Origin of the sequence: Streptomyces sp. NPDC004539 (assembly GCF_040610055.1) — a bacterium.
Lineage (GTDB): Bacteria > Actinomycetota > Actinomycetes > Streptomycetales > Streptomycetaceae > Streptomyces.
This window is the reverse complement of sequence record NZ_JBEXLS010000005.1, coordinates 485,945-511,999: the sequence shown is the minus strand read 5'-3', so window position 1 is coordinate 511,999 and position 26,055 is coordinate 485,945. Positions and strand designations below refer to the sequence as shown.

The window sequence follows — 26,055 nt, the reverse complement described above, 5'->3', positions numbered from 1 at the left end:
GCGACTACGCCGACGGCACCCGGTACGCCCGCACGTCCACCCGCCCGGGCAACCCCACCGCCGCCCGCGCGGGCGCGCCGGACGGGTCCGGCAGGTTCGGCTGGGCGGGCGGGACGGGCGCGTCCTGGAACGAGACTCCCGCGGGCGCCGCGACGACCGGCACCGACCCCAGCGTCCGGCCTGCGGGACCGGCGGCCGTCGGCGCCGGCGCCCCGCACAGCTCCCGCCCCGGCAGCCGCCCCGGACTGCGGCGCGACTCCCCGTTGCGCGCGAAACAGTTCCCGCCCGCGTTCCCCGTCGCCAGCACCAGATCCGCGCCGTTGCCCGACACCCGGTTGTCCCGCACGGTGTTGTCCCGCGCCGGATACCCCTGCACATCGGCCAGCACCACACCCGCCGCCCGGTTCCCGGTCACGAGATTGCGCTCCACGACGTTCTCCCGGCCGCCCCCCGACCCGATGCCGATCCCGAAACCGCCGTCCGCCTGCTCCGGACTGCGCGCGTCGTTGTTGTCGGAGAACGTGTTCCCCGCGACGACCGCCCCGTGCTGCGGGCCCAGCGCCTCCAGGTCGTTGGAGTTCAGCGTCAGCCCGACCCGGTTGCGCGAGGCCCGGTTGCCCAGCAGGTACAGCCGCTCCGAGGCGTTCGTCACCTCCAGGCCGACCGCGTTGTGCTCGACCGTGTTGTCCCGGACGACCGTGTCGCACGGCCGGCACTGGCCGACGTAGATCCCCGAGTCCGCCTGACCCGACGCGTACGACCGCTCGATGACCCCCGCGCGCGCGTCGAACGCGTAGATCCCGTACAGGGCGTTGTTGTACGCGGTCACGTAGGACGCCCGGAACCCGCGCAGCGGTGGGAACTTGACCGTGTCCAGCGGGTCGTACGCCGAACCCCCGGCCCGGCCCGCCTGGAGGCGTTCGTCGGTCACGCCGGTGAACAGGACGCCGTTCGCGAGGTGGTTGCGCACGGTGAGGTTCTCGACGACCGAGCCCGCGCCGGTCACGGTGATCCCGTTGGACCGCTCGAACTCCCCGTCGAAGACGACCCGGTTACGGTCCGTGCCGCGCAGCACGACGCGCTCCTTGGCCACCGTCACCGACTCCCGGTACACCCCGGGCGACACCAGCACGAGCCCTCCGGCCCGCACCAGTTCGACCGCCCGGCGCACCGAGGGCGTGTCCTGCGGCACCCGCACGACAGCCGCCGTACCCCCGCTCCCGGACCCCCGGGCCCCCGCGTCGCCACCGCCCGAGCACCCCACGGCCCCCAGCGCGACGACGGCCGCCAGACACCAGCGGACCAGCGCCCGGCCGGGCGGGCGGGGAGCTGCGGAGGACTCGGGAAGAAAAGGAAGATTTCGCACGACGGCACATCTACCGCCCCCGGCACCGCCACGACAGCACCGACGCCCCACGACACACCCAAGGCCCGGTCGGAAAGCCGACCCGGTCGTACCGCCCGGCCCCGCCGGACTCAGTCGAGTTCGTGCTCCGCCCGCGCCGCACGCTCCGCGTCACGCTTCTTGAGCCGCGCCGCCTCCTTGCGGACCTCCGCCTGCGTGGCCCGCTCCTTCTCCAGCCACTCCGGCATCTCCTCCCGCAGGGCCTCGATGTCCGTGCTGGTCAGCGCGTCGGTGACCCCGCCACGGGCGAGACCGGCGATCGAGACACCCAGCCGGGCGGCCACCACCGGACGCGGATGCGGACCGTTCAGTCGCAGCTCCAGCAGCCATTGCGGCGGATTCTCCTGGAGCTGGGTCAGCTCGGCGCGGGAGACGACACCCTCCTGGAACTCGGCGGGGGTGGCGGGGAGGTACACGCCCAGCTTCTTCGCCGCGGTGGCGGGCTTCATCGTCTGGGCGGTCTGGTGCGACTTCATACCCCCAGGGTATCCGCCACCGGCCAGAGGTCCGACCACAGCCGGTAACCTTGCCGCGTGACTGACTCGGCCGATTCCCCCAGCTTCCGGCTCGCCTGTGTACCCGGCGCGACCCCCGCCAAGTGGGTGCGGATCTGGGGTGAGCGCTATCCGGAGGTGCCGTTGACGCTTCTCCAGGTGACGGCCGCCGAGGCATCCGACGTCTTGCGGGCAGGGGAGGCGGACGCCGGGATCGTCCGGCTTCCCGTCGACCGGACGACGTTCAGCGCGATCCCGCTGTACGAGGAGACGACCGTCGCGGTGGTCCCCAAGGACCATCTCGTCACCGCGGCCGAGGAGATCACGCTCGCCGACCTCGCCGAGGAGACCGTCCTGCATCCGAAGGACGACGTCTTCGGCTGGGACAGGCCGCCGGGCGAACCGGCCTTCGAACGCCCCGAGACCACCGCCGACGCCATCGACCTCGTCGCCGCCGGCATCGGCGTCCTCCTTACCCCCCAGTCCCTCGCCCGCCTCCACCACCGCCGCGACCTCACCTACCGCCCCGTCGCCGACGCCCCCCGCTCCACCGTCGCCCTCTCCTGGCCGGAGGAGGCGACGACGGACCTGGTGGACGACTTCATCGGCGTGGTCCGGGGGCGGACGGCGAACAGCACGCGGGGGAGGGCGAAGCCGGAGCAGCCGAAGCAGAAACCGACGGCGAAGAAGGCCCCGGTGCGCAAGACGGCGGCGAGCGGGGGGAAGAAGCCCGCGCGGAAGACCGCGAGCCCCAAGCCCCGCCGCCGCAAGTAGACGACGGCGGGACCGCGAGTCGTTCGGGGGCGCGGGGCTGGATCGATGTGCGGCTACCGCCGCGTGGGCGCGACAAGCCACGACGAGCCCGCACCCGGAGTGCGACCGTCTACGGCACGTAAGTCGCCCTTTGCGCGGTACTGACGATCACCTCACCGTCCCCGGCCCCCAACGACCCGCCGGCGACCCACGCGGCCACCACCGTCCGCACCCGCCCCACCAACGCGTCCTTGCTTGCGAACGGCGCCCCCGCCCACACCTCGTCCAGCAGCGAAGTCCCGTCCGCCTTCACGGGGTTGGCCACCCCGGAATCGACGTTCCCGAACACCACCCGGACCTCGGCCCGCCGCACGTACACGTGCGAGGGGTCCTCGGTGCCCTCGAAGAACGGCGCGAACTCCACACCGCCCAGGGCGAGATGCAGCGGCTTCCCCTCGACGGCCGTGAAGGAGGGGGCCAGATCACCGGAGAGCGCGGCGTTGCGGTAGACCGCGACCGGCAGATACGACGTCGAGGCGCTGCGGGCGACGAGGTTCACGGGCCCATAGAACACCGACTGGAGGGAACGGTCGTCCGGCGTCCGCTCCACCCGCACCCGGAACGGCACCTCCACCCGCACGACGTCCCCGTCCCGCCACTCCCGGGACACGGCGAAGTAGCTCCCCGGCACCGGATTCCCGCTCACCGCCTGCCCGTTGACCGTGACCCGGTATCCGGCGACGGCCCACACCGGCACCCGCAGCCGCAGCTCGAACCGCCCGCTCCCGCGCACGGTCAGCGTCGTCCCCTGCTCGAACGGGAACCGCGTCACCTGCGAGACGGTGACCCCCTTCGCCGTCCACTCCAGCGTCGACGGGCTGAACAGGTTGACGTACAGCGCGCTCCCGTCGGCGGCGACGAAGTACACCGTGTCCTGGTACTTCGTCGCGCTCTCCATGCCCGTGCCCTCGCAGCACGTGGTGCCCTGCTTCGGCGTGTAGTCCCGCACGTGCCCGGGGTTCAGCCCGAGGAAGTACGTGACGAGCGGCTTCTCCGCGTCGGCGGCGTCCCGCTTGGACCCGAGGACCTGGTTGAACAGCGCCCGCTCGTAGTAGTCCATGTACTTCGGGTCCTGCGCGTGCAGGAACAGCGCCCGGCTCAGCTTCAGCATGTTGTACGCGCAGCAGGTCTCCGCCGACGTGTCGCTGACGATCCCCGCGATCACGTCCCGCGCCCGCCAGAACTCCGTGTTGCTGGTCCCGCCGATCGCGTACATGCGATGCGGTACGACCATGTCCCAGAAGTTGCGCGCGGCGTCCAGGTACCGCTGCTCGCCGGTCGCGTCGTACAGCCGGAGGTACCCGGTGAAGATCGGGATGTGCTGGTTGGCGTGCAGCCCGTCGAGGACGTCGGTGTTCGCGGCGCACGCGTCGATGAGCCGGTCGAGGTCGAACAGCCGCGCCAGCGCGAGGTGTTCGGCCCGGCCCGTGAGGTCGTGGAGATCGCACAGCGCCTCGACGACGCCCCCGAACTCGCCGCTGGAGAAGAGCCCCCACATCCGCTGGAGGGTGGCCGCGGGCAGCTTCGAGAGCCGGGCGTACATCCAGTCGGCCATCCCCGACGCGAGGTCGAGGGCGCGCGCGTCGCCCGTCGCGAGGTGCGCGTCGAGGAGCCCGCGCAGGATTTTGTGCGCGGTGTAGTAGGGCGCCCACACCTTCGTGTAGTCGCTCGCCGTCATCGACTCCAGCTGGATGAACTGGGTCTCCGGGTAGGCCGCGAGGAAACCGGCGTGGCTGGGCGCGCCCCAGGTCCGCCGCAGGGTCGCGGTGAGGCCCCGCCCGGAGGAGTCGGCGAACGTACCGCCCGACGTCTCGTCAAAACCGTACGAGGCGAGGTCTCCCGCACCCCTGCGGCTCTGAAGTGCCGTGACGTCGGCGGCTGTCAGCGCCCGCGACCACACGTCGAACCCGTCGAAGGCCCCCGCGAACACCGGGTCGCCGGAGTAGTTGGAGCGGCCCAGCCAGTTGTTGGTGAGCGTCCCGAGCGCGGCCGGGGTCAGGGTCATGCCCGAATTCCGGCCCACCGCCTGCCCGTTGACGTACAGCGTGCCGACCCCGCCGCCGAGGGTGACCGCTATGTGGCTCCACTGGTTCAGCGGCAGCGCGGCCGTCCCGTTGATGCCCTGCTCGCCGCCCGCGCCGCTCGTGGTGATCGCGAACCGGGGGACGCCGCTCGCGTTGCGGGCCGCGAGGTAGAGGTAACGGGCCGTGTCGTTGCCGAAGTCGAAGATCCGGGCCCAACTCCCGTCGTGCGCCGGCCTGATCCACGCGGCGAGGGTGACCGCGGAGGCGTTGTTCAGTACTTGGGCGGGGAGTTCGACGTATTGGTAGGAGCCGCGTACGTTCTCGGCGGCCGTCCCGAACCTCCCCTGGACGCTGAGGACTTGGGGGGACCGGCGCAGGGCCTCGCGGGAGTCGGCCAGCGCTCCGACGATCGTGCGGATCTTCTCCGCGTACACCGCGTCCCCGGTGCTCGCGTACGCCTGCGCCAGCATCGTCAGGAAGTGGCCCGTGTAGTGGCCGCGCAGGTTTCCGTTGGCCTCGCCGTCGAGCCCCTCCCAGCCGCCGGGGGCGACCGCGCCGAGGGTGGAGAGGCCGGCGTTGGCGCGGAAGACCTGCACCAGCCGGTTCACGTCGTACCCGCGCGCGTGGTCGAGCATCAACTGCCGCTTGTCCGCGAGGAGTCCGGGGCCCAGGGAGACCTTGTCCAGCGGGAGCGGCAGCAGCGACCAGGCGGCGGGGGCCGCCGTCGCCGTGGCGTGTCCCGTGCCGGTGATTCCGGATGCCGCGGCGGCGATCATCGCGCTCCTCAGGAGGGTGCGTCGGGAGAGGGGCGGGGCCATGTGCTCCTCGATTCTGCGGGTGTGGGGGTGCAGGGGGGGCGAGCGTGGGGTGTTCGAGATATCGAGCGTCGTTCGAAAGGTCGTCCAGAAGATAGGCAGGAGGCCGCGACACGTCAACGGGACGGACGGACACGGAAGTTTCGACGCCTGCTCCACGACGCCTACGACGACGCCGCGCGCCCCACCGACTCCACCAGCGGCAGCAGTCGGTACGCCACCCGCTCCCGCAGCGCGACCTCCGTCCGCGTACGGACCACCCCCGGGACGCTGATCAGCTTCTGGATGACGTCCTCCAGATGGAGGTTGTCGCGCGCGACCACCCGCGTCAGCAGATCACCGCCGCCTGTGATCGAGAACGCCTCGACGATCTCCGGTACGGCCGACAGCGCGTCGCCGACGTCGTCGAGGTGGCCCTGCGTGACCTCGATGTGCACGAACGCGAGGACCGGGTGGCCGAGGGCGCCGGGGGAGAGCGAGGGGCCGGTGCCGGTGATCACCCCGTCCCGCTCCAGCCGGTCGAGCCGCGCCTGGAGCGTCCCCCGGGCGACCCCGAGAATCCGCGCGTACTCCCGGACGCTGGTCCGGGGCTGCTCCAGCAGCAACCGCAGGATGCGCGTGTCCAGCTCGTCCACCGCCATACCGCCGGCCTTCCCGGTGCCCCGATCGATCACCGCCGACTGTACCAATGGCCCAGCCGGGGGGCTTCGGGGGCGACTGGGGGGAGGGCCAGGGGGCGACGATCGCAGCCCGTAGCCCGTAGCCCGTAGCCCGTAGCCCGTAGCCCGCAGCCCCCGCGCCACCTCGGCGCCGCTCGCAGCCCCCGCGCCACCTCGGCGCCGCCTGCACCCCGCCCGCCCCTCAGAGCACCGGTGCCCGAGGCCCGTCCGGTGACTCGTGGCGTCCCTCCACCACCGTCCGCGCCACCTCCGCGACCTCCTCCGCGGCCAGCAGCCGGAAGCCGTCCGCCGTGACGAGGGAGACCAGGGGGAAGAGCCGGCGGGAAAGGTCGGGGCCGCCGGTCGCGGAGTCGTCGTCGGCGGCGTCGTACAGCGCCTGGACGACCGCCGTGACCGCGTCGCGCTCGCTCATCCCCGGCCGGTACAGCTTCTTCAGCGAACCGCGCGCGTACACCGAGCCGGAGCCGGTCGCGGCGAACCCCGAGGACTCCTCGGACCGCCCGCCCGTCACGTCGTACGTGAAGATGCGGCCCTCCCCCCGGTCCACGTCGTATCCCGCGAAGACCGGCACCACCGCGAGGCCCTGCATGGCCATGCCGAGGTTGCCGCGGACCATCGTTGTCAGCCGGTTGGCCTTGCCGTCCAGGGACAGGGCGGTGCCCTCGATCTTCTCGTAGTGCTCCAGCTCCAGCTGGAAGAGCCGGACCAGCTCGATCGCGAAGCCGAGCGTCCCGGCGATCGCCACCGCGGAGTACTCGTCGGCCGCGAACACCTTCTCGACCTCGCGGTTCGCGATCACGTTCCCCATCGTGGCCCGCCGGTCACCCGCCAGCAGCACCCCGTCCGCGTACGTCGCGGCGACGATCGTCGTGCCGTGCGGCGCCTCGAAACCCGGCGGCGGGGTGAGCGTGCGGCGCGAGGGCAGCAGCTCGGGGGCCTGCGCGCCGAGGAAGTCCAGGAAGGACGACGATCCGGTGGCCGTGAACGCGGACGGCAGCCCGCCGTCGTGCTGGTGGCTCATGAGGGTCCCTTTCGGTCGGGTCGGGATCGGCCTACCCGACCCGCCGTCCCCGTAAGCGCCGGGCACCCCGATGGTCCGTTGGCCCCGCCCTGGACCAGCGCGGAAACGTTCTGCTGTACCAATGGCCCACTCGATCCGAGGTCACTTGAGCCATTGAGGGAGCGGATGGTCTGATGGGCGGGTCGATGGCGCTGCGGAGACCCGCGGCGCCTTTCTCGTGCCCTGACGGGCCGAAGGGGTGGGTGTCACGTGCTGAGGAAGGTGTTCACGGCGCCGGACCCGGGACGGATGCGGCTGCGCGCCGCCTCCCGGGCCGTACTCGGCATCGGGCTCGCGGTCGTGGCCTGCGCCGTCGCGGGGCACTCACTCGTCGCCGCCGTCACCGGCGGCCTCGCGGCGATCCTCGCCCTGTTCACCGTGACGGACGCGACCGTGCGCGGCCAGGCCGTCACCACCGCGCTGCTGCCCGTAGTGGGACTCCCGGTCCTCACGCTCGCCGCGGCCGTCCACGACCGTCCCCTCGTCCGCGACCTGGCCTTCCTCGCGATCATCGGCACCGGCGTGTACGCCCGCCGCTGGGGCCCGCGCGGCCACGCCCTCGGCGTCTTCGCGTTCATGGCGTTCTTCGTCACCCTGGTCCTCGGTACGACGCCGGCGCACCTCCCGGAGCTGTCCGCGGCCGTCCTGCTGGCCCTGGCGACCGCCTCCGCCGTCCGCTTCGGCCTCTGGTGCTACGAACGCGCCCTCCCCGCACCCCCCGTCGTCCCCGTCCCCGACCTGGCCCGCCTCACCACCCGCCAGTCCGTCCAGGCGACCACCGCCGCCGCCCTCGCCCTCCTCGCCGGCCAGGCACTCTCCCCCGAACGCTGGTACTGGGCCGTCGGCGCCACCTGGTGGATCTTCGTCAACACCACCTCCCGAGGCGAAACCCTGGTCCGAGGCTTCCGCCGAGTCCTCGGCACCCTCGCCGGCATAGCCCTGGGCCTCCTCATCGCCGTCCCGGTGAACGGCGCCCCCCTCCCCACAGCCCTCGGCCTGACAGCCGCCGTCTTCGGCATCTTCTACACCGCCGCCGTCTCCTACACCTGGATGATGCTCTGGGTAACCCTCCTGGTAGAACTCCTCTACGGCGTCCTGGGCATCCTCACCCCCGACCTCCTGGCCCTCCGCCTGGCAGAAACAGCCCTGGGCGCCCTGACCGCGACCCTGACGGTCCTCGTCGTCCTCCCGATCACGACGAACAAGGTCACGGACGCCTGGATAGCCCGAGCCCTGCACGTGATCCACAGGTCCGACGACCACACCGACCCGGCAGCAAAGTCAGCAGAACTGGACACTCTCCTACCCCGAGTCCGAGCAGCGGTGGCCCCCCTGCTCCACCCGCTGAACCCGATGCGAGCAAGAAAGCAGCGAGCGAGGCAGGTCCTGAAATCCCTGGAGGAGCACGCAACAGACATCAGAAAGCTCGCGGAACTTTCAAACTAGGGCCAGATCGGTGCTTTTAGGGGCGCGGGGAACTGCGCGAGCAACCACAACGCACCCGCACCCGCCGAACACCCCGAACTGGCACCCCAATAGGCGAAAGGGCCCGCCCCCACCAAGGGAAACGGACCCTCCGGACAAGCAGCCTCCCCGGCCCCCCGGCTAACGCACCGCAGGTGCCTGCTGAGGCGCGATCCCGAGCGCCGTCGTGTACTTGGCCAACGCCAGCTTCCCGATCGCCGGATAAGGACCCAGCGCCTCCGCAGCCGCGCAGTCGACCTCCTTCGCCGCCTCCTCCACCACGACGGAGTCGATCTCCGGCCCGATGAGATACGGCGCGAGCGCGAGCTGCTGGGACCCCGACCCCCGCAACTGCTCGGCGACCGCCGCGACGGACCCTTCCTGGTCCAGCGCCGCCGCCATCACCGGCACCGCCAGCCGCGCGGCGAGCAGCATGCCGGTGATCCCGGCCGCCTGCACCGCCTCGTCCCCGCCGACGGACGCGAGGATGATCCCGTCCGCCGCGGTCGCGACGGTGAACAGCCGGGCCCGGTCGGCCCGCGCCAGCCCCGCCTCGGAGAGCCGCACGTGCAGCGCCTCCGCGAGCAGCGGATGCGGCCCGAGGACGTCCGTCAGATCGGCCGCGACCTTGCTCTCCATCACGGCCTGCCGCACCTGCCGCAGCAGCGCGCTGTCGGGCCCCGCGAGGAGCGGGACGACGACGGCCACGGGCCCGTCGGGCTGCTTGACGTCGGCCCCGGCGGCGAGCGCCTGCTCGTAACGGGCCGTGCGCTCGTCCGCGGCGTGCGCGAGGACCGCCTGGAGGGTCGGGTATTCGGTGTCGTCCCCGTCCAGGTACCCGATGCGCGCGTCGAGACCGGGGAGTTCGGAGCGGGCGATGCTCACGATCTCCTCGGCGAGGCTCCGGGTGGCTTCGCCGGGCGTGCCCGGCACCGCGAGGACGAGCGCGGGCGCGCCCTCGGGAGCAGCCAGGGGCTCGGGTCGGCGGTGCCGACCGGGCTGACGGGGGCGCGGCATTCGTACTGGCAGGCCGGACGCGGGCCCAGTGGGGGAGCTCATGGCGCCGCATGTTACTGGTTTCCTGGGCTCCTCCGTTCGGGGAGGGTGCAGGTGAACGGTATCCGTCCTGATTTGTCTGATGAGTTACGTGCGGATCAGACGTGATCAGCGTGATTTTTGGGTGAGTTGTCCCGGTCGGGCCGTTTGCTCGGGATGAGCCCCCTGGGAGAGGGTGTCCGGCCCGGCCGGGAAGGGGCTACGGCAGGCGCCAGTCGACCGGCTGGCCGCCCTGGCCGACCAGGAGGTCGTTCGCGCGGCTGAACGGCCGGGAGCCGAAGAAGCCGCGGTCCGCGGACATCGGCGAGGGGTGCGCGGACTCGACCGCGGGCAACTGGCCCAGCAGCGGGCGGAGGTTGCGGGCGTCGCGGCCCCACAGGATGGACACGAGCGGCTTGCCGCGCGCGGCCAGGGCCCGTATCGCCTGTTCCGTGACGGCCTCCCAGCCCTTGTCGCGGTGGGCGCCCGGCTTGCGCGGGGCGGTCGTGAGCGCCCTGTTGAGCAGCAGCACCCCCTGCTGGGTCCACGGCGTCAGGTCGCCGTTGGACGGCTGGGGCAGGCCCAGGTCCGTGTTCAGCTCGCGGTAGATGTTGATCAGGCTGCCCGGCAGCGGACGCACCTCGGGCGCGACCGAGAAGGACAGCCCGACCGCGTGCCCCGGCGTCGGGTACGGGTCCTGGCCGACGATCAGGACGCGGACGTCGTCGAACGGCTGCTGGAAGGCCCGCAGGACGTTCGGCCCGGCCGGCAGGTACGTCCGGCCGGCGGCGATCTCCGCGCGCAGGAAGTCGCCCATCGAGGCGATCCGGTCGGCCACGGGTTCGAGGGCCTTCGCCCAGCCCGCCTCTACGATTTCATGCAAGGGTCGTGGTGCCACGGGCGTCACCCTACTGCCGTACACGGCGAGATGATCAACCGATGGCCAAGGCCCGTACGGGCGTGCTCCTCCAAGGTCCCCCCTCAGGTGGTTTCCGGTCTCTTTCGTCAGCCCACGACGGCCGCGCGGACGCACAGGACGTCCGGCAGGTGCGAGGCCAACTGCCGCCAGGTGTCGCCCTCGTCGGCCGACGCGAACACCTCGCCGTTGCGGTTGCCGAAGTAGACGCCCGCCGGGTCCGCGTCGTCCGTGCACAGCGCGTCCCGCAGCACCGTGCCGTAGTGGGCGTCCTGCGGGAGGCCCTCGGACAGCGGCTCCCACGACTCGCCCGCGTCCGTCGTGCGGAAGACCCGGCAGCGGTGGTCCGCCGGGACCCGGTCGGCGTCCGCCGTGATCGGGAAGACGTACGCCGTGCCGCCCCGGTGCGGGTGCGCGGCGACCGCGAAGCCGAACGTCGACGGGAGGCCCGCGCCGATGTCCTTCCAGTGCGCGCCCGCGTCGTCGCTGCGGTAGACGCCCCAGTGGTTCTGGAGGTACAGCCGGTCCGGGTCCTGGGCGTCCCGCGAGACCTTGTGCACGCACTGCCCGAACTCGGGGTCCGGATCGGGCAGGAAGACCGCCGAGACGCCCGAGTTGGAGGGCGCCCAGCTCGCCCCGCCGTCCGTCGTGCGGAACACGCCCGCCGTCGAGACCGCGACCGTCACCGCGCGCGGGTCGCGGGCGTCCGTCAGGACCGTGTGCAGCCCCTCACCGCCGCCGCCCGGGACCCACTTCGAGCGCGTCGGGTGCTCCCACAGCGGCCGGACCAGCTCGAAGCTCTCGCCCCGGTCCTCCGAGCGGTACAGCGCGGCCGGTTCCGTCCCCGCGTACACCACGCCCGGTTCGGCCGCAGCCGGGTGGAGCTGCCAGACGCGCTCCAGTGAGGCTTCCGTGTCCTTCGGGAACTTCACCGCCGGGCTGGCCGGTTCCGTCCACGTCCGCCCCAGGTCGTCGGAGTGGAAGACCGACGGGCCCCAGTGCGCGCTGTCGCCGCCGGCCAGCAGCCGCGGGCTCGGGCCGCGTGTGTCGATGGCGACCGAGTAGATCGCCTGCGCGTTGAAGTACGGATCGGAGTCGAACTCCCACTCCGCGCCGCCCCTCCTGCGCCCGATGAACAAGCCCTTGCGGGTCCCCACGGCGAGCAGTACCTCGGTCATTTCCGGTCACCTCCGCGACGTCTTCGTCCCAGCACCGGCCAGTCTGCACCCCACCGCTGACAGTCACCTCCGGAGTCCGGATCGTCGCAGGTCAGAGCCGTCGGACAGAGGTTCGACCGAGAGTCCTCGGCCACAATTCCGCGGACGCCTGCGCGGGCGGCGGGGGGCGTGGGAACGTCGGGTCACAGGACTCGCCCTGAGCATCCGGGCGGCCGGCTTCGTATGGAAGTGCGGTCGGGGGATGTTCGCGTGCTCATGAGGAGGAAGCCTTCGATGGCGTTCCGTGGTCCGGGGATGTGGCGGTGGCGCGACCGGCGTCCGCAGGTGCTGCTGTGGCGCTGGCGGCGCAACCCCCTCAGACGGCGCACCGACGTCGTCGAGGCGTGGGTGCTGCTCGGGGCGTGGGCGTGCGCCGTGCTGACCGGCGTCCTCGCCGGGTGGGCCGCCGCGGACAGCATGGAGCGCGGGCTGGCGCGCGAGCGCGCCGAGTGGCACACGGTCGAGGGGACCCTCACGGAGGCCGCGCCCGCGCCGTCCACCGAACTGCGCTCGCCGAGCCGCACCGAGCACCTGTGGACGAAGGTCACCTGGCCCGGCCCCGACGGCACCCCCCACTCCGGTCAGGTCCGCGTCGCCGCGGGCAGCGCCGCCGGTACCCACGTCGACGTGTGGACGGACGCCGAGGGCCGCCTCGTCACCGAGCCCACCACCCCCTCGCAGGCCCGTCTGCGCTCCACCCTCGTCGGCACGCTGGCCGGCACCACGACGGCCGCCATCCCCTTCATCACCGGCCGCCTCCTGCGCTCCCGCCTCGAACGCCGGCGCCTGGACCAGTGGGGCGCCGACTGGGCGCACTTCGACCCCCTGTGGGGGCGCAGGCAGACGGGCTGAGGGCGGTCAGGGCGCGGTCAGGCGCCGCAGGTCCGCCACGTACTTGCGCAGGAGCGCCGGGGTCAGGCGCGGCACCTCCCGGCCGGGGCCGAGCGCCGCGCGGAACCGGGCCGACGGGACGTCCGAACCCGGGACCGCCTCTCCCGGTTCCCGGAACGCCCGCAGCAGCGAGAGGACCGAGTACCCGCGCCGGGTCTCGGGCAGACCCCGCAGCGCGGACTCCAGGCGGACGAGCCAGTCGCCGTGGTCGGGGACGCGCTCCACGCGGTGGCCGTCGGCGACGAGCCACTCCACGAACGTGTCGAGGGAGACCCCGTCGTCGTGCGGGTTGACCAGGCCGAACGTCCGGTGCCCGGAGATACCGCGGCCCAGCTCGACGATCGACGACGCGACGAAGTCGACGGGCAGGCCGTCGTAGTGCGCACGGGCGCCCGCCCGGTAGAACGACGCCGGGGCCACCCCCGTCTCCAGGAGGCTGAACAGCAGGCGGCTGAAGGCGTCGTGGACATTGAGCTGCCCGGCGTACCTGCGGTGCCCGAGGATCATGCCCGGGCGGAACACCGTCACCGGCAGCCCGCACAGCTCGTGCGCCTCCCGGAGCAGCACCTCCCCCGCCCACTTGCTCGTCGTGTACCCGCCGGCGTACCCGTCGTCGAGCGGCTGGACCGGGAGCGCGGCGCGGACGTCGCTGTCCTCGTCGAGGGCCCGCCCCTTCCGGGACCGGGCCACGGCCACGCTGGAGACGTACGCGAACGGCTTGAGGCGCCCGGTGAGGGCGAGCCGGATCAGCTCGGCGGTGCCGAGGACGTTGGCGTCGAAGAGGTGACGGTAGGGGAGGACGTGGTTGACCAGGGCGCCCGCGTGGACGATCAGGTCGACCTCGCCCGCGAGCCGGTCCCAGGTCGCCTCGTCCAGGCCGAGCCCCGGTTCGGTGAGGTCCCCGGCCAGGACGTCGAGGCGGCCTTCCGCCGACTCCGCGAAGGCACGCGCCAGTTCGGGGTCGCCGGCGAAGGCGTCGGACAGCCGCTGTTGCGCGGCGGCCGGGTCACCGGCGCGGACCAGGACCGTCAGCCTGCCGTCCGCCGGGGCCAGTCGGCGGAGCCACTCCAGGACCAGGAAGCGGCCCAGGTGTCCGCTCGCGCCGGTCAGCAGGACGTGCCGGGGCTCCCCGGCGGGGCGCGAGAGACGGCGGGCGGCGTCGAGGACGGCCGCGTCGACGAACCGGCCGAGCGCGAGGTCCCCGGAGTGTGCCTCGGTGGCGTCCTCGCCGTGCGCCGACGCGAACGTGGGCCGGGCCGAGGGGTCCGCGCGCCCGGCCTCGACGTGGGCGGCGAGCCGCCGCAGGTCGTACGCGGGGCTGATGATCACGTCGACCGGCACACGGACGCCGAAGGTGTCGTGCAGCAGGTTCGACAGGGACACCGCGGACAGGGAGTCGCCGCCGAGGTCCCGGAAGCGCGCGGTGGGGCTCACCTCGGCCGTGGAGTCCGCCAGCAGCGCCCGCGCGGCCCGCCGGACCGTGTCCAGGACCGGCCGGCCGTGGGCCGTGCGGCGCAGGTCGAGCAGCTCCCGGGCCTCGTGGTCCGCGATGTCGGCGTACAGCCGCTCCAGCCGCTCGCCGTACCGCTCGACGAGCTGGGGCCACAGCAGTTTGCGCTGGTCGGACAGGAGGCCGTTGGCCGTGCTGAACGGCTCGTCCTCCAGCAACAGGCCCCGGGGGATCTCGTACGAGTTGAGGCCGGTGTCCCGCGCGATCCGCCGCAGCGACCCGGCCAGGAGGTCTTCGAGACGCCGCCGGTCGTGCCCGTGCCGCTCCAGGGCCTCCGGTGTGGGGACGACGACGGCGAGGAGGTGGGCGCGCTCGCTGTTGCCGTAGAGGAAGATCTGCCGCACCAGCGGGCTCGCCGCGAACACCGACTCCAGACGGGTGACCGCCACGAACTCGCCCTGGGACAGCTTCAGGACGCCCTTGCGGCGGTCCACGACGGCGATCCGGCGCGGACCCAGCTCCTCGACGATGTCGCCGGTCCGGTAGTAGCCCTCCTCGTCGAACAGCTCGGCCGTCAGCTCCGGTTGCCTGTAGTAGCCGGGGATACCGCCCGCCTTCAGCAGGAGTTCGCCGCGCGGGTGGGGCAAGTCCGTGCCGAAATAGCCGAGTTCGGGTACGTCGGCCAGCTTGTAGCCGGTCACCGGCGGGGACATCAGCAGGCCGTTCACGGCGATCCCGGCGACCTCCGTGGAACCGTACATGTTGAACAGAGGGACGCCGAGGACGGCCTCCGTGAACTCGGTCAGGGCGGCGGACAGCGGGGCGGAACCACAGCTCGCCCAGCCGACGCGCCCGCCCAAGACGTCGTCGCGCAGCAGCGCGCGCACCTCGGCCTCGGCCCGCTCGGGGTCGGCGCCCTCGGAGGTCCGCCGGTCCAGCTCGCTCCGGTGGAGCTGGTGGAGCATCTCGCACACCCTCGGCACGAGGTACAGCTCGGTGGGCCGCACCAGCGCGAGATCCTCGAAGAGCGTCGACAGGTCGCTGCCGGCGGTGAAATGGACGATGCCGCCCCGGGCCAGGGTGTTCGTCAGCAGGAAGTGCCCGGCGACATGGCTCAGCGGCGTGTAGTGGACGGTCACCATGTCCCCGGCGCGCTTCACCCGGTCCTCCCACAGCATCGCCGCGAGCCGCTCCGGGTACATCGCGCCCTTCGGCGTCCCCGTGCTCCCCGAGGTGTAGACGAGCATCGCGAGCGGGTCCTCGTCGTCCCCCGGAACGTACAGGGGCGCCTCCGGCAGGGCCGAGCCCCGGTCGAGGACCTCGGACAGGGCGACGACCTCCACGTCCCGCCCGGCGAGCCGGTCGCGGGCGGCGGCGAACCGCTCAGCCTGCTCCGCCACCTCGGGCCACAGGTCGAACACCACCAGCCGCCGCACCGAGGGCGTGCGCAGGACCAACTCGGCCGCCGCGTCCAGCCGTTCGGCGCTCGCGGCGACGAGAACCGGCTCGGTCTCCGCCAGCACGGCCGCCAGGTCGCCGGGCGACGAACCGACCTGCAACGGGACGTCGACCACGCCCAGATGAGCGCACGCCAGGTCCAGCACCGCGTAGTCCCGGCTCGTGAAGCCGAGGAGGGCCACCCGGTCGCCCGCGACGAGCGGCCTCAGCGGATGGTGGTGCCACTCGCCGGCCACCGCGCGCACCCGGGCCCACAGTTCGCCGTACGTCGTCGTCTCGAAGTACGGCAGCAGACGTATCGAGACCCGGCCGGTGCGGGCGTCCCGCACCTGCTCCCGGGCGCGCTCGCCGACGGCGGGCCGGTCCCGGAAACGCTCGAAGACGTGGGCCATGACTTGGGCGAGTCGCACTGTGATCTCCGCGTCGCATAGATGTCGCACAGGTGTTGCACGGCTGTCGGGCCCGGCCGCCCGCGACGTCGCCTCGACCGGGGCCCGCGCACAGATCAGCCGGGGAACAGCCTCACCCCGTCCGGGGGTTGGTGAACAGCGTCCCCTCGGACCAGATGTAACGGGTCTTCCCCCACCGCGCCGCCGACGCGACGTCCGGGAAGAACCCCCGCCCTTCGAGGTTCGCGCTCGTGTTGCACAGCACCGGGACACCGCTGATCTCCGCGTAGGCGCCGAGGATGCGGGCCGCCGCGGTGTCCCGCGCCGAGGAGATCGTCTGGAGCCGGGCCGTGCCGTCCAGGTGGACGACGGCCGGGACGCGTTCGGCCCAGCCGGGCCGCATCCGGTGCTCGAAGATCATGTACGGGTCGGGGGTGCCCGGGTCGAAGACCTCCGCCGCCCGCTCCTCCAGACAGATCGGCGCGACGGGCCGGTACGAGGCCCGGTTCTTGACGTCGTTGAGCCGGTCCTTCATCCCCGCGTCCGTCGCGGGCGCCAGGATGCTCCGGTTGCCGAGCGCGCGCGGGCCCAGCTCCGCCCGCCCCGAAAGGACGACCACCGGCTCCCCCTCGGTGTGCAGGAGGGCCGCCAGCCGCCGTTCGTCGCAGGGCTCGGCCCGCCAGCCGTCGGGAAGGGTGCCCGTCGTGACGCGCGGCCCGCTGTACACGTCCCACTCCAGCGCGCTTCGGCCACTGCGGAACATCTCGCAGGCCGCCGTGCCGATCGCCGCGCCCGCGTCGTTCGGGAAGGGCGGGACGAACACCTCCCGGAAGACGCCGCTGGCCCGGATCGCGGAGTTCCACTTGATGTTGAGGGCGCAGCCGCCGCCGAGCACCAGGTTGTGGGCACCGTCCGGGAAGCGGCTGCGTACGGCCGTGGTGAGCCGGTCGAGGAGGTGGTGGCCGATGTACGCCTGGTAGGTCGCGATGAGGTCCGCGTTGGACAGGCCCGGCAGCAACTCGTCCCGGTTCGCCGCGACCTTGTCGCCCAGCATGCCCACCTTGTCGACGGGCAGATCACGGAACTCGTCCATCAGCGCGTCGAGGACCGCGAACGCCCCCGTCTCCACCCGCCCCTTGGCCGCGTACGCCATCGCCTTCCCGGCGACCGACAGATGCGCGCGGATGTACCGGTCCGACGTGACGTCGCTCGTGTCGAGCAGGTACGGCTCGAAGCGCGAGCAGAACGCCGCGAAGCTGTTCCCGAAGACCGGCAACAGGGCCTCCACGAAGCTCACTTCACGCGTCGCCGCCCGCACCCGGTACAGGCGCGGCGTCACGAGGCCGTCCCACACCACGACGAACGCGTCCTCGCCCCGGGCCGCGAACGGGCTCGAACAGTACGTCCCCATCAGATGGTTGGCGACATGCGTGTACCCGGCGTAGCGGCCGAGCCCGTGCCCCTCGAACGTCCGGCGCTCCAGCGGCCCGTCCCCGCCGGGGCTCTCGACGTACGGCGCGACCCTCAACTCCACCGGCACACCACCGGAGTTCACCTTCACGGCGGGCTCGCCGTGCACGTCCTTCGTGTACCAGCCGTCGACCACGAACCGGTCGATGTCGGCCGGCGACAGACCCTCGGCGGCGAGGATCTCCGTCACCCGCTCCAGGTCCCCGAGGGAGCTGTACCGTTCGCCGTTGCCGAGCTTCTCGATCTCGTAGCTGAAGACGAGACGGCCGTCCTCGATGACGGCGACCCCGCCGTCGTGCGATGCCTTGATCCCGCAGATGAGCATGTGGTCAGCCACACCTTTCTGGTCGTGGAACGTGCCTCAGCGGCGGTTCAGCCGTACCGGCAGCGAGTGGAGGCCGCGGATGATCGTGCTGGTGCGCCACCGCAGCTCCCCGGGGTCGGCCGCGAGGCTCATCGCGGGGAACGCGTCGAGCAGGGCGTCGAACGCGATCCGCAGCTCCAGCCTGGCCAGCGGCGCCCCGAGGCAGTGGTGGATGCCGTGCCCGAAGGCCAGTTGGCCGCCGTCGGCCGGCCTGCGGACGTCCAGCGTGTGCGGGTCCCCGAAGCGCCGCGCGTCACGGTTGGCGGAGGCGATCGCCAGCAGCACGAAGTCACCGGCCGGGATCTGCGTGCCGTCGACGGTCAGATCCCGCGTCGCGCAGCGGAACGAGGCGTGCTTCAGCGGGCTCTCCACCCGGAGGAACTCCTCGACCGCGCCGGGCAGCAGCGAGCGGTCCGCGCGCAGCGCCTCCCACTGGCCGGGGTCGCGCAGCAGGTGGAGCACGCCGTTGCCGAGGGCGTTGAGGGTCGTCTCGAAACCGGCGACGAACAACAGGTAGGCCGACGAGACCAGTTCGGTCTCCGTCATCTCGTCGTCCGCGTCGTGCGCCGCGACCAGCGCCGAGAGCACGTCGTCGGTGGGAGCACGGCGCTTGCGCTCGGTCAGCGCGCCGATGTACTCGACGACCTCCGTCGTGGCGGTCGCGGCGGCTTCGGGGGAGTCGCCGGAGACGAGCGCCTTCGACCAGGACTTGAAGTTCTCCTGCTCCTCGACCGGCACCCCCAGCAGCAGACAGATCACCCGGATCGGCAGCGGGAACGCGAACGCGTCCAGGAAGTCCACCGGTTCACCGTCCGGGAGGGCGTCGACCAGCCCGCCGGTGATCCGCTCGATCTCCGGCCGCAGCTTCTCGACGGCGCGCCCGGTGAACGACTTGCTCACCAGCTTGCGCAGCCGGGTGTGGTCCGGCGGATCGGAGTTCAGCATGTGGCTGGCGATGGCCGGGGAGAACCCCGCCCGCCGGCCGCTGTCCGGCGCGTTCCGCGCGAACAGCCCGTCCAGCCTGCTGATGTCGGTGCTCAGCCGGGTGTCCGCCAGCGCGGCCCGCACCGCCTCGTACCCGGTGATCAGCCAGACCGGCTGCCCCGCGCACATGGGAACCCCGGGCGGCATCCGCACCCGGTGCGCCGAGCCCTCGGCGCCGAGCTTCGCGTACACCGCGTACGGGTCCTGGACGAACTCGTCGTCGAGTTCCAGCAGGGGGGAGTCCTCGGTCATGGGCGCCTCCTCGGAGAGGGTGTCGGGTTCGGGTGCCGGGCGGGCGGGGCGAACATCCCGGCCACCAGGCGGGCCAGTTCGAGCGCCTGGTCCCGGTTGAGGCGCGGGTCGCACGCCGACTCGTACCTGCGGTGCAGGTCGTCGAGGCCCGGCCCGGCGGTGCCGCCGACGCACTCGGTGACGTCCTCGCCGGTCAGCTCCACGTGCAGGCCGCCGGCGTGGGTGCCGAGCGCCGTGTGGACCTCGAAGAAGCCGGCGACCTCGGCGAGGACGTCGTCGAACCGGCGGGTCTTGTGGCCGCCGGGCGCCTCGAAGGTGTTGCCGTGCATCGGGTCGCACGCCCACACCACCGGCGCGCCGGAGGCGGTGACCTTCTCCACGAGCGGCGGCAGCAGGTCCCGTACGCGGCGCGCGCCCATCCGCACGACGAACGTCAGCCGGCCCGGCCGCCGTTCGGGGTCGAGGCGGTCGATCAGGGCGAGCGCGTCCTCCGGGGTGGCGGTGGGGCCCAGCTTCACGGCGACCGGGTTGCCGACGGTCGCGAACCAGGCGACGTGGGCGCCGTCGAGCTGCCGGGTGCGGTCGCCGATCCACAGGAGGTGGCCGCTGCCCGCGTACCGGCGGCCGGCCGGCGGGTGACGGCGGGTTAGGGCGGCCTCGTAGTCGAGGAGGAGCCCCTCGTGGCCGGCGAACGGCTCGAAGGGCACGGCGACTTCGGGGGACGCGGCGATCTCGGAAGGGGCGGCGGCCGGGTCCCGTTCGTACGCGCGCAGGACGTCCAGGGTGCGGCGCGAGGCGTCGTACACCCGCAGCAGACGGGCCGGGTCCGGGCGGCGGTCGGCCGGGGTGAAGCCGAGGCCGTTGACCGCGTCGCCCCGGTAGACCGGGAGCGTGCGCCCGCCGACGGTCTCCGTCGGCCGGGACCGGGGCTTCGCGTACTGCCCGGCCATCCGGCCCACCGCGACCACCGGCAGCGCCGACGCGTGCGACAGGACCGCGGCCATCCGCTCCAGGAGACGGAGCGTGGCGTGTACGGCCCGCGGCGAGCGGCGGTCGAGGCGCTCGGCGCAGTCGCCGCCCTGGAGGAGGAACGCGCCGCCCTCCGCGACCCGGGCGAGCCGCGCGGTCAGCGCGTCGCACTCCTGCGGGGTGACCAGCGCGGGCAGCGCCGCCAACCGGTCGGTCACGGCGCCGAGTTCGGCCTCGCTGGGCCACTCGGGCCGCTGGTGGGCGACGAGGGTCCGCCAGTGCGCGGCGGCTTCGCCGGTGCGGGTCACCATGGTCTCCGTCCGCCTCTCGGGGCCGTCAGCGCCGGACCGCGTCGATGAGGTCGTGACTGATGCCCAGGTCGTCGAGGAGCAGTCGCAGGGGTCCGGTGTCCCGCGCCGGCACGGGACGGGACGCCGCCCACGCGCGCAGCTGGTCCGGGTCGGTCTCGAAGCCGCCCTGGGCAGCCACCGTCACCCAGGGCTCCAGGTCGGCGGAGCGGAACGCGGCCAGCCCCGTGACGAGGGCCTCCCGGAACATCCCCTGCCGCGCGCCGTCCAGGTTCCGGTAGAGGGAACCGCACAACTCCCGGAACACCACCGCGTGTCCGCCCTCGTCGCGCCGGTGCAGATCGGTGGTGATCCGGTTCATCGGCTGGATCTCCCGGGCCGTCGCGAGCGTGGAGAGGAAGCCGCTGATCGTCGTCTCGGCGGCCAGGGAGAACGCGATGTCGACGATGTCCCGGTCGAACCCGGACAGCCCGGCGCGGACGGCCTCCCGGCCCCGGACGACCGTCCAGACGTCCGGCGCGAACCGCACGTCCGCCAGGTCCCGCCGCCTGCGGGTGACGCCGACGGCGTTGTGGCACATCAGGATGTGGTAGTGCTCGTCGATGATCGTCTGGTGCAGCGCCTCGACGGCGACGTCGTCGCGGCGGACGGGAATCCGCTCCTGGAGCATCAGCCGGCAGGCCGGCAGGATGATCTCGTCCTCCAGGGCCGCGGTCTTCGCGTTGTAGGAGATCCACGCGGCCGACAGGATGCGCGCGCGGGCCTCCCGGTCGAGCCGCTCGGCACCCGGCAGGGCCAGCACCGGCACGAGATGCTCGGGGAAGTCCGGCAGCGCCGGGTCGAAGTGGCCGTCCAGATCGAGTTCGTCCTTCTTGACGGCGACCCGCTTCCCCCACCGGCGCGTCAACTGCGCCAGCAGGTCCCGCTCGTACGCCGGTTCCTCCCGCACGGCGGTCATCGCCACACCTCCCGCGCGGCGCCGAGCGCGACCAGCCGCGCCTGCCAGCGCCGGGCGTCCTCGGCGTCCCCGTCCCGCAGTCGGCGGCCCAGCCCCTCGACGACCGGCCGGATGCCGTGCAGGGCGTTGAGCGTCCAGACGGGTACGCCGGTGAGGTCCGCCGGGGTGGCCTGCTCGACGGCGACTTCGTGTCCGGCCGTCGTGGCGAGGCCGGTGAGGAGGGCGCGGGTCACGCTCGGGAGGAGGCCGGGGCCGGGCGGCGGCCCGCACAGGGTGCCGTCCCGCCACCAGACGACGCTCGTGGACGCGCCCTCCAGGACGTGGCCCCGCGGCGAGAGCAGCAGCGCCTCGTCGGCTCCGGCCGCGACGGCGGCGGCGCGCAGGGCGGCCAGGTGGTCCAGGTCGGCGCCCTTGACGTCGGGCGCGCGGCGGCGGTCGGGCTCCGGAGGGGTCCACAGGCGGACGGCCGAGGTACGTGGTGGCGCGGGGCGCAGCCACATGCGCAGGCGCAACTCCCGTCCGGTATCGACGAGTTCGACGCGCGGGAACCAGCGTCCGTGCGCGGGCAGCGCCTCGGCGACCGCCCGCAGGAACGCGTCCGTGCGGGCCGCGAACCTGGCGCAGGCCGCGCCGAACCGGGCGGCGTGCCGCTCCAGGCCCCGCACACGCCCCTCGTCCACGAGCCAGGAGTCGATGACCAGGACCGTCCCGGTGTCGTCCGCCGCCGACCAGCCGCCGTCGGGGTCCCACCACCGGCGGGCGCTCTGTTCTGTCGTCATCGCTGCGCGCCGCCTACGTCCGACACGGACGGCGCGCGCAGGGCGCGCAGCGACGCCGCCGCCTTGAGGAGCATCTCCTCGTACTCGTCCCCCGGGTCCGAGTCGAGGACGATCGCCCCGCCCGCCCCGATGGTCAGCCGGTCGCCGACGCGCACGGCGGTGCGGATGACGATGTTCAGGTCGGCCGTGCCGGAGAGCCCGAAGTAGCCGAGGGCGCCGGAGTACACGCCCCGGGCCTCCGTCTCCAGCCGGTCGATGATCTCCATGGTGCGCAGCTTCGGCGCCCCCGTCATCGACCCGCCCGGGAAGCACTGCCGGACGCAGTCGAGCGCGCCGACCCCGTCCGCGAGCCGCCCCCGGACCGTGGAGACCAGCTGGTGCACGGTCTCGTAGCTCTCGACGGCCAGATACGGGTCGACCTCGATGCTGCCGACCTCGCACACCCGGCCCAGGTCGTTGCGGAGCAGGTCCACGATCATCAGGTTCTCGGCCTGCGTCTTGGCGCTGGAGGCGAGGGTCGCGGCGAGTTCGGCGTCGCGCACCGGGTCGGCGTCGCGCGGGGCGGTGCCCTTGATCGGCTTGCTGGTGACCGTCCGGTCCCGCTCGACCCGCAGGAACCGCTCCGGCGAGGAGCAGAACACCGAGACGTCACCGAGGCGCAGGAGAGCGGCGTACGGGGCCGGGTTCGCCCGGCGCAGCCTGAGGTAGAAGGCGGTGTCGTCGTCGTGGAACGGCAGGTGCAGCTTGTCGGTCAGGCAGATCTCGTAGCTCTCGCCCAGGTTCAGCTGCCGCCGGCACTCCGCGATGTCCGCGAGGTAGCGGTCCCGGTCGCGCGTGAGGTGGTCCTCGGCGTCCGGCGGCGGCGCGGCGGCGGGGTCGTAGGACGGTTCGGCGCCGGCCGGCTCCAGGTCCGCGAGGAGCGCGGACGTACGGTCCACCCACGCCTGCGCGTCGTGCCGGGTCCGTTCGTCGTGGACGGCCACCACGTAGGTCAGGCCCTCCTGGTGGTCGACCGCGACGAGGCGGTCGGCGAACATCCAGACGGCGTCCGGGGTTTCGGCGCCGTGCCGGGCCGAGCCCCCGCACTCCGCCTTGAGCTCGTAGCCGAAGTAGCCGACATAGCCCCCGGTCAGGTCGAACGGCAGGTCCGTCGCCGGGACGCGCCGCTCGCGCAGCCGCCGCTCCAGGACGTCGAACACACTGCCCCCGACGACACCGGCCCCCTCCGCGTCCCGCACCTCCACCGACCCGCTGCCGGTGCGGTAGGTGAGGACCTCGCTCAGCGGACCCGACGTGTCACCGAGGAACGAGAACCGGGACAGCCCCTCCTCCACCCGGCTGCTGTCCAGCCAGAAGCAGTACGGGACGCCGTCGAACAGCTTGAGGAAGACGGCCTCGGAGTCGGCCCGCGTCGGCACGGCCGCACTGATGATCCCCAGCTCCCCGACCGGCCCGGACGACTCCCCGGACGCCGTTCGGGACGCCTTCCCGGACGGCGCGGCGGCGGACTCGGCGAGGGTCACGGACGGCCGGGGCGCGCGCGGCGCCCGGCGGCTCAGGCCGGTGAAGTTGCGGACGATCTCCCGCCCGTACTGGGAGGCGATCGACTCGGGGTGGAACTGCACGCCCCACTGCGGGAGTTCGCGGTGGCGCAACGCCATGACGACACCGTCGTCCGCCCACGCGGTGGCGACGAGGCTCTCCGGCAGCGGCTCCGGCACGCACAGCGAGTGGTAGCGGACCGCGACGAACTCGCGCGGGACCCCGGCGAACAGCGGGTCCCCCTCGTGGGAGACCTTCGCGAGGTGCCCGTGCCGGGGTTCCGGCGCGGCGGTCACCGACGCCCCGGCGAGGTGCGCGATCAGCTGGTGGCCGAAGCAGACACCGAGCACGGGCAGCGCGGAGCGGCGCAGCAGACCGGCGAGGAGGCCGACGTCACGGGGGTTCTGGGGGCGTCCGGGGCCGGGGGAGACGACGATGTTGTCGAACTCCTCCAGCCGCAGCCCCGACAGCCGCGGATCGTCGTTGACCATGACGACCGGCTCCCGGCCGTTGATGCCGGCGATCAACTGGTACAGGTTGAAGGTGTACGAGTCGTAGTTGTCCAGCAGCAGGGTACGCATCACGGACCGTCCAAGATCTTCCTGAGGGCCTGGACGTCGGCCGGTTCCAAGGTGATCCCGAAGACATCCTCGGGAGCGGAGAGCGCCTCGTCCTTGTCGAGTTCCCGTACGGTCGCCGGCTCCCCGGGACGGAGTTCCGTGAGGGTGCTGCCGACGAGGAGGTGCCGTACGCCGGGCCGGGTGCGCTGGAGGACCGCTCGGTGGTTGAACGGCGAGCGCGGGTGCGTCAGACAGAAGTGGTTGAGGAGTTCGAAGTCCGACGGATAGCGCACGTCGGTGGTGAAGCCGTACAGCTCCGCCGGTCCCTCCGGCCGCAGGAACCGCAAGACGTGCTCACCCGACGGCTCCCGCACGAGGTCGAACGGCCAGTCGCCGTCCAGCCGGGCGTGCTCCGCGAGCCGGATCGGCTCGTGCGGTCCGTGCGCGCCGAAACTCACGTCGTACACCCAGCGTTCGCCGTCCAGCTCCACGCACAGGGCGACGTGCAGGGCCGGCCCGAACCTGCTCCCGGTGCGGATACGGGTCCGCGCGGCGAACGCCGTGAACGTGAACCCGATCCGGTCCAGGACGGCCGCCGCCAGCACGACCTGCTCCAGGCACCAGCCGCCGCGCCCCCGCCGGACGATCTTCTCCTGGAGGCTCTCCAGGTCCAGCGGCACCGCCGTGCGCCCGAGCACCGCGTCGAGGTTGTCGAAGGCGATCGCGTCGACGTGGGCGGTGTGCAGCGCCCGCAGCGTGGCGAGGTCCGGGGCCACGTCGCCCCGGTGGCCCACGCGGGCCAGATAGGCGTCGACGTCGACGGCGGCGCCCTGCCACATCGACTCCGCCGGTACGCCCCTCACGTGAACTGCCCGGCGAGCACGGCCGCGAGGACGGTCCAGCCGAACCAGGTGTTGGCGACGAACGTGTCCCAGCACGACTTCGGGTCGTCCAGATCCACCCGGAACAGCAGCCAGGCAAGGAGGACGCCGGCGGCGACGGCGAGCGGGTAGAACCCCCACCCCGGGGACGTCCCGGACCCGGCCCACAGCACCCCGCCGACGCTGACCAGCATGAACACCGTCAGCCACGCCTTGGTGGCGCCGCCGAAGAACAGGGCGGAGGACCGGACGCCGATCTGCCGGTCGTACTCCTTGTCCTGGTGGGAGTAGACCGCGTCGTGGATCAGGGTCCAGAAGGCGCCGGCCGCGTACAGGCCGTACACCTCGGGCGGGTAGTCGAAGCTGCCGGTCGCCGCCGTCCAGCCGATCAGCACGTACACGCTCATGACGAGCGCCAGGAACGCGGAGGGCCAGACGAAGATCCGTTTCATGAACGGATAGGCGACGATCAGCGGGTACGAGGCCGCTGCGACCAGGGCCGTCTCCACGTTCGCCACCGCCAGGACCAGCAGCGCGACGACGCCCTGCGCGGCGGCGAACAGGAGCGCGCTGCCGACCCCGATCGTCCCCGACGCGACCGGCCGGGACACGGTCCGGGCGACCCGGGAGTCGACGTCCTTGTCGATCACGTCGTTGACCGCGCAGGCCGCGCCGCGCACCAGCACCGCGGCCACCGCGAGCACCACGATCACGAGGGGGTCGGGCCGCCGGTCGGCGGCGAGGACCGCCGCCCACAGCCCCGGCAGCAGGTAGAGGACGTACCCCGTGGGCCTGTCCAGGCGCATCAGCAGGAGATACGCGCGGACCGAGTGCGGGCTCCTCGTGACGACGTCTGTCGATATCTTGTGCAGCATCA

General features: G+C 72.9%; 20 protein-coding genes. 3 read left to right on the top strand and 17 right to left on the bottom strand.

All coding sequences use genetic code 11. The features are described 5' to 3' along the window. Positions 1-4: 4 nt before the first annotated feature. Entirely contained in the window at positions 5-1,366 is a 1,362-nt protein-coding gene (locus tag ABZX85_RS14075; RefSeq protein ID WP_355866628.1) for a right-handed parallel beta-helix repeat-containing protein, read from the bottom strand. A gap of 110 nt (positions 1,367-1,476) precedes the next feature. Next, positions 1,477-1,881, bottom strand: coding sequence for a DUF5997 family protein (locus ABZX85_RS14070; protein ID WP_355866625.1), 405 nt, complete (start codon positions 1,879-1,881; stop codon positions 1,477-1,479). A 57-nt stretch (positions 1,882-1,938) separates the two neighbouring features. Between ABZX85_RS14070 and ABZX85_RS14065 the strand changes: the two genes are divergently transcribed. Beyond that, the gene (locus ABZX85_RS14065) at positions 1,939-2,673 is read left to right on the top strand and encodes a LysR substrate-binding domain-containing protein (protein ID WP_355866622.1); all 735 of its coding nucleotides are present in this window, start codon (positions 1,939-1,941) and stop codon (positions 2,671-2,673) included. Between the two features lie 109 nt (positions 2,674-2,782). Here ABZX85_RS14065 and ABZX85_RS14060 read toward each other — a convergent pair whose 3' ends face one another. The 3 genes from ABZX85_RS14060 to prcB all read right to left on the bottom strand — a co-directional run bounded on the left by ABZX85_RS14060 (position 2,783) and on the right by prcB (position 7,252). Next, positions 2,783-5,554: a beta-L-arabinofuranosidase domain-containing protein gene (locus tag ABZX85_RS14060; RefSeq protein ID WP_355866619.1), complete on the bottom strand. Its 2,772-nt coding sequence runs from the start codon at positions 5,552-5,554 to the stop codon at positions 2,783-2,785. 161 nt (positions 5,555-5,715) lie between these two features. Beyond that, a complete protein-coding gene (locus ABZX85_RS14055) occupies positions 5,716-6,192 on the bottom strand; it encodes an Lrp/AsnC family transcriptional regulator (protein WP_355866720.1) in 477 nt (158 codons plus the stop codon). 220 nt (positions 6,193-6,412) lie between these two features. After that, positions 6,413-7,252, bottom strand: a complete 840-nt coding sequence (prcB, locus tag ABZX85_RS14050) for a proteasome subunit beta (RefSeq protein ID WP_355866616.1) — start codon at positions 7,250-7,252, stop codon at positions 6,413-6,415. A 249-nt stretch (positions 7,253-7,501) separates the two neighbouring features. On the opposite strand from prcB, the gene ABZX85_RS14045 reads away from it, so the two are divergent. Then, positions 7,502-8,737, top strand: a complete 1,236-nt coding sequence (locus ABZX85_RS14045; protein ID WP_355866613.1) for an FUSC family protein — start codon at positions 7,502-7,504, stop codon at positions 8,735-8,737. A 159-nt stretch (positions 8,738-8,896) separates the two neighbouring features. Here the strand turns inward: ABZX85_RS14045 and ABZX85_RS14040 are convergent, their stop codons facing one another. The 3 genes from ABZX85_RS14040 to ABZX85_RS14030 form a co-directional block, all read right to left on the bottom strand. Then, a complete protein-coding gene (locus ABZX85_RS14040; RefSeq protein ID WP_355866610.1) occupies positions 8,897-9,814 on the bottom strand; it encodes a hypothetical protein in 918 nt (305 codons plus the stop codon). 196 nt (positions 9,815-10,010) lie between these two features. Continuing rightward, entirely contained in the window at positions 10,011-10,688 is a 678-nt protein-coding gene (locus ABZX85_RS14035) for a uracil-DNA glycosylase (protein ID WP_355866607.1), read from the bottom strand. Between the two features lie 107 nt (positions 10,689-10,795). Further along, entirely contained in the window at positions 10,796-11,884 is a 1,089-nt protein-coding gene (locus tag ABZX85_RS14030; RefSeq protein ID WP_355866606.1) for an exo-alpha-sialidase, read from the bottom strand. A gap of 273 nt (positions 11,885-12,157) precedes the next feature. Here ABZX85_RS14030 and ABZX85_RS14025 point away from each other — a divergent pair, with 273 nt between their 5' ends. Continuing rightward, entirely contained in the window at positions 12,158-12,775 is a 618-nt protein-coding gene (locus ABZX85_RS14025) for a hypothetical protein (RefSeq protein WP_355866603.1), read from the top strand. Between the two features lie 6 nt (positions 12,776-12,781). On the opposite strand, the gene car is transcribed toward ABZX85_RS14025, so the two are convergent. From car to ABZX85_RS13980, 9 genes are all read right to left on the bottom strand, one after another. Further along, positions 12,782-16,132 (bottom strand): carboxylic acid reductase, encoded by a 3,351-nt coding sequence (gene car, locus ABZX85_RS14020; protein WP_355866600.1) that lies wholly within the window; start codon positions 16,130-16,132, stop codon positions 12,782-12,784. Positions 16,133-16,244: 112 nt separating this feature from the next. Then, positions 16,245-17,918, bottom strand: coding sequence for a carbamoyltransferase N-terminal domain-containing protein (locus ABZX85_RS14015; RefSeq protein ID WP_355866597.1), 1,674 nt, complete (start codon positions 17,916-17,918; stop codon positions 16,245-16,247). Between the two features lie 24 nt (positions 17,919-17,942). Beyond that, positions 17,943-19,181: a cytochrome P450 gene (locus tag ABZX85_RS14010; RefSeq protein WP_355866594.1), complete on the bottom strand. Its 1,239-nt coding sequence runs from the start codon at positions 19,179-19,181 to the stop codon at positions 17,943-17,945. After that, positions 19,178-20,461 (bottom strand): 3-deoxy-7-phosphoheptulonate synthase class II, encoded by a 1,284-nt coding sequence (locus ABZX85_RS14005; RefSeq protein WP_355866592.1) that lies wholly within the window; start codon positions 20,459-20,461, stop codon positions 19,178-19,180. Before ABZX85_RS14005 ends, ABZX85_RS14010 begins: the two co-directional genes overlap by 4 nt. A gap of 25 nt (positions 20,462-20,486) precedes the next feature. Beyond that, a complete protein-coding gene (locus tag ABZX85_RS14000; protein WP_355866589.1) occupies positions 20,487-21,416 on the bottom strand; it encodes a diiron oxygenase in 930 nt (309 codons plus the stop codon). Then, the gene (locus ABZX85_RS13995; RefSeq protein ID WP_355866587.1) at positions 21,413-22,195 is read right to left on the bottom strand and encodes an aminotransferase class IV; all 783 of its coding nucleotides are present in this window, start codon (positions 22,193-22,195) and stop codon (positions 21,413-21,415) included. The genes ABZX85_RS14000 and ABZX85_RS13995 overlap by 4 nt, the downstream gene beginning before the upstream one ends. After that, on the bottom strand, positions 22,192-24,318 hold the full coding sequence (pabB, locus tag ABZX85_RS13990; RefSeq protein WP_355866584.1) for an aminodeoxychorismate synthase component I: 2,127 nt from the start codon (positions 24,316-24,318) through the stop codon (positions 22,192-22,194). Before pabB ends, ABZX85_RS13995 begins: the two co-directional genes overlap by 4 nt. After that, positions 24,318-25,160, bottom strand: coding sequence for an arylamine N-acetyltransferase (locus ABZX85_RS13985; protein WP_355866581.1), 843 nt, complete (start codon positions 25,158-25,160; stop codon positions 24,318-24,320). Before ABZX85_RS13985 ends, pabB begins: the two co-directional genes overlap by 1 nt. Then, positions 25,157-26,053 carry a UbiA family prenyltransferase gene (locus tag ABZX85_RS13980; RefSeq protein ID WP_355866578.1) on the bottom strand — a complete coding sequence of 299 codons (897 nt, stop codon included), beginning with the start codon at positions 26,051-26,053 and terminating at the stop codon, positions 25,157-25,159. Before ABZX85_RS13980 ends, ABZX85_RS13985 begins: the two co-directional genes overlap by 4 nt. Positions 26,054-26,055: the final 2 nt, after the last annotated feature.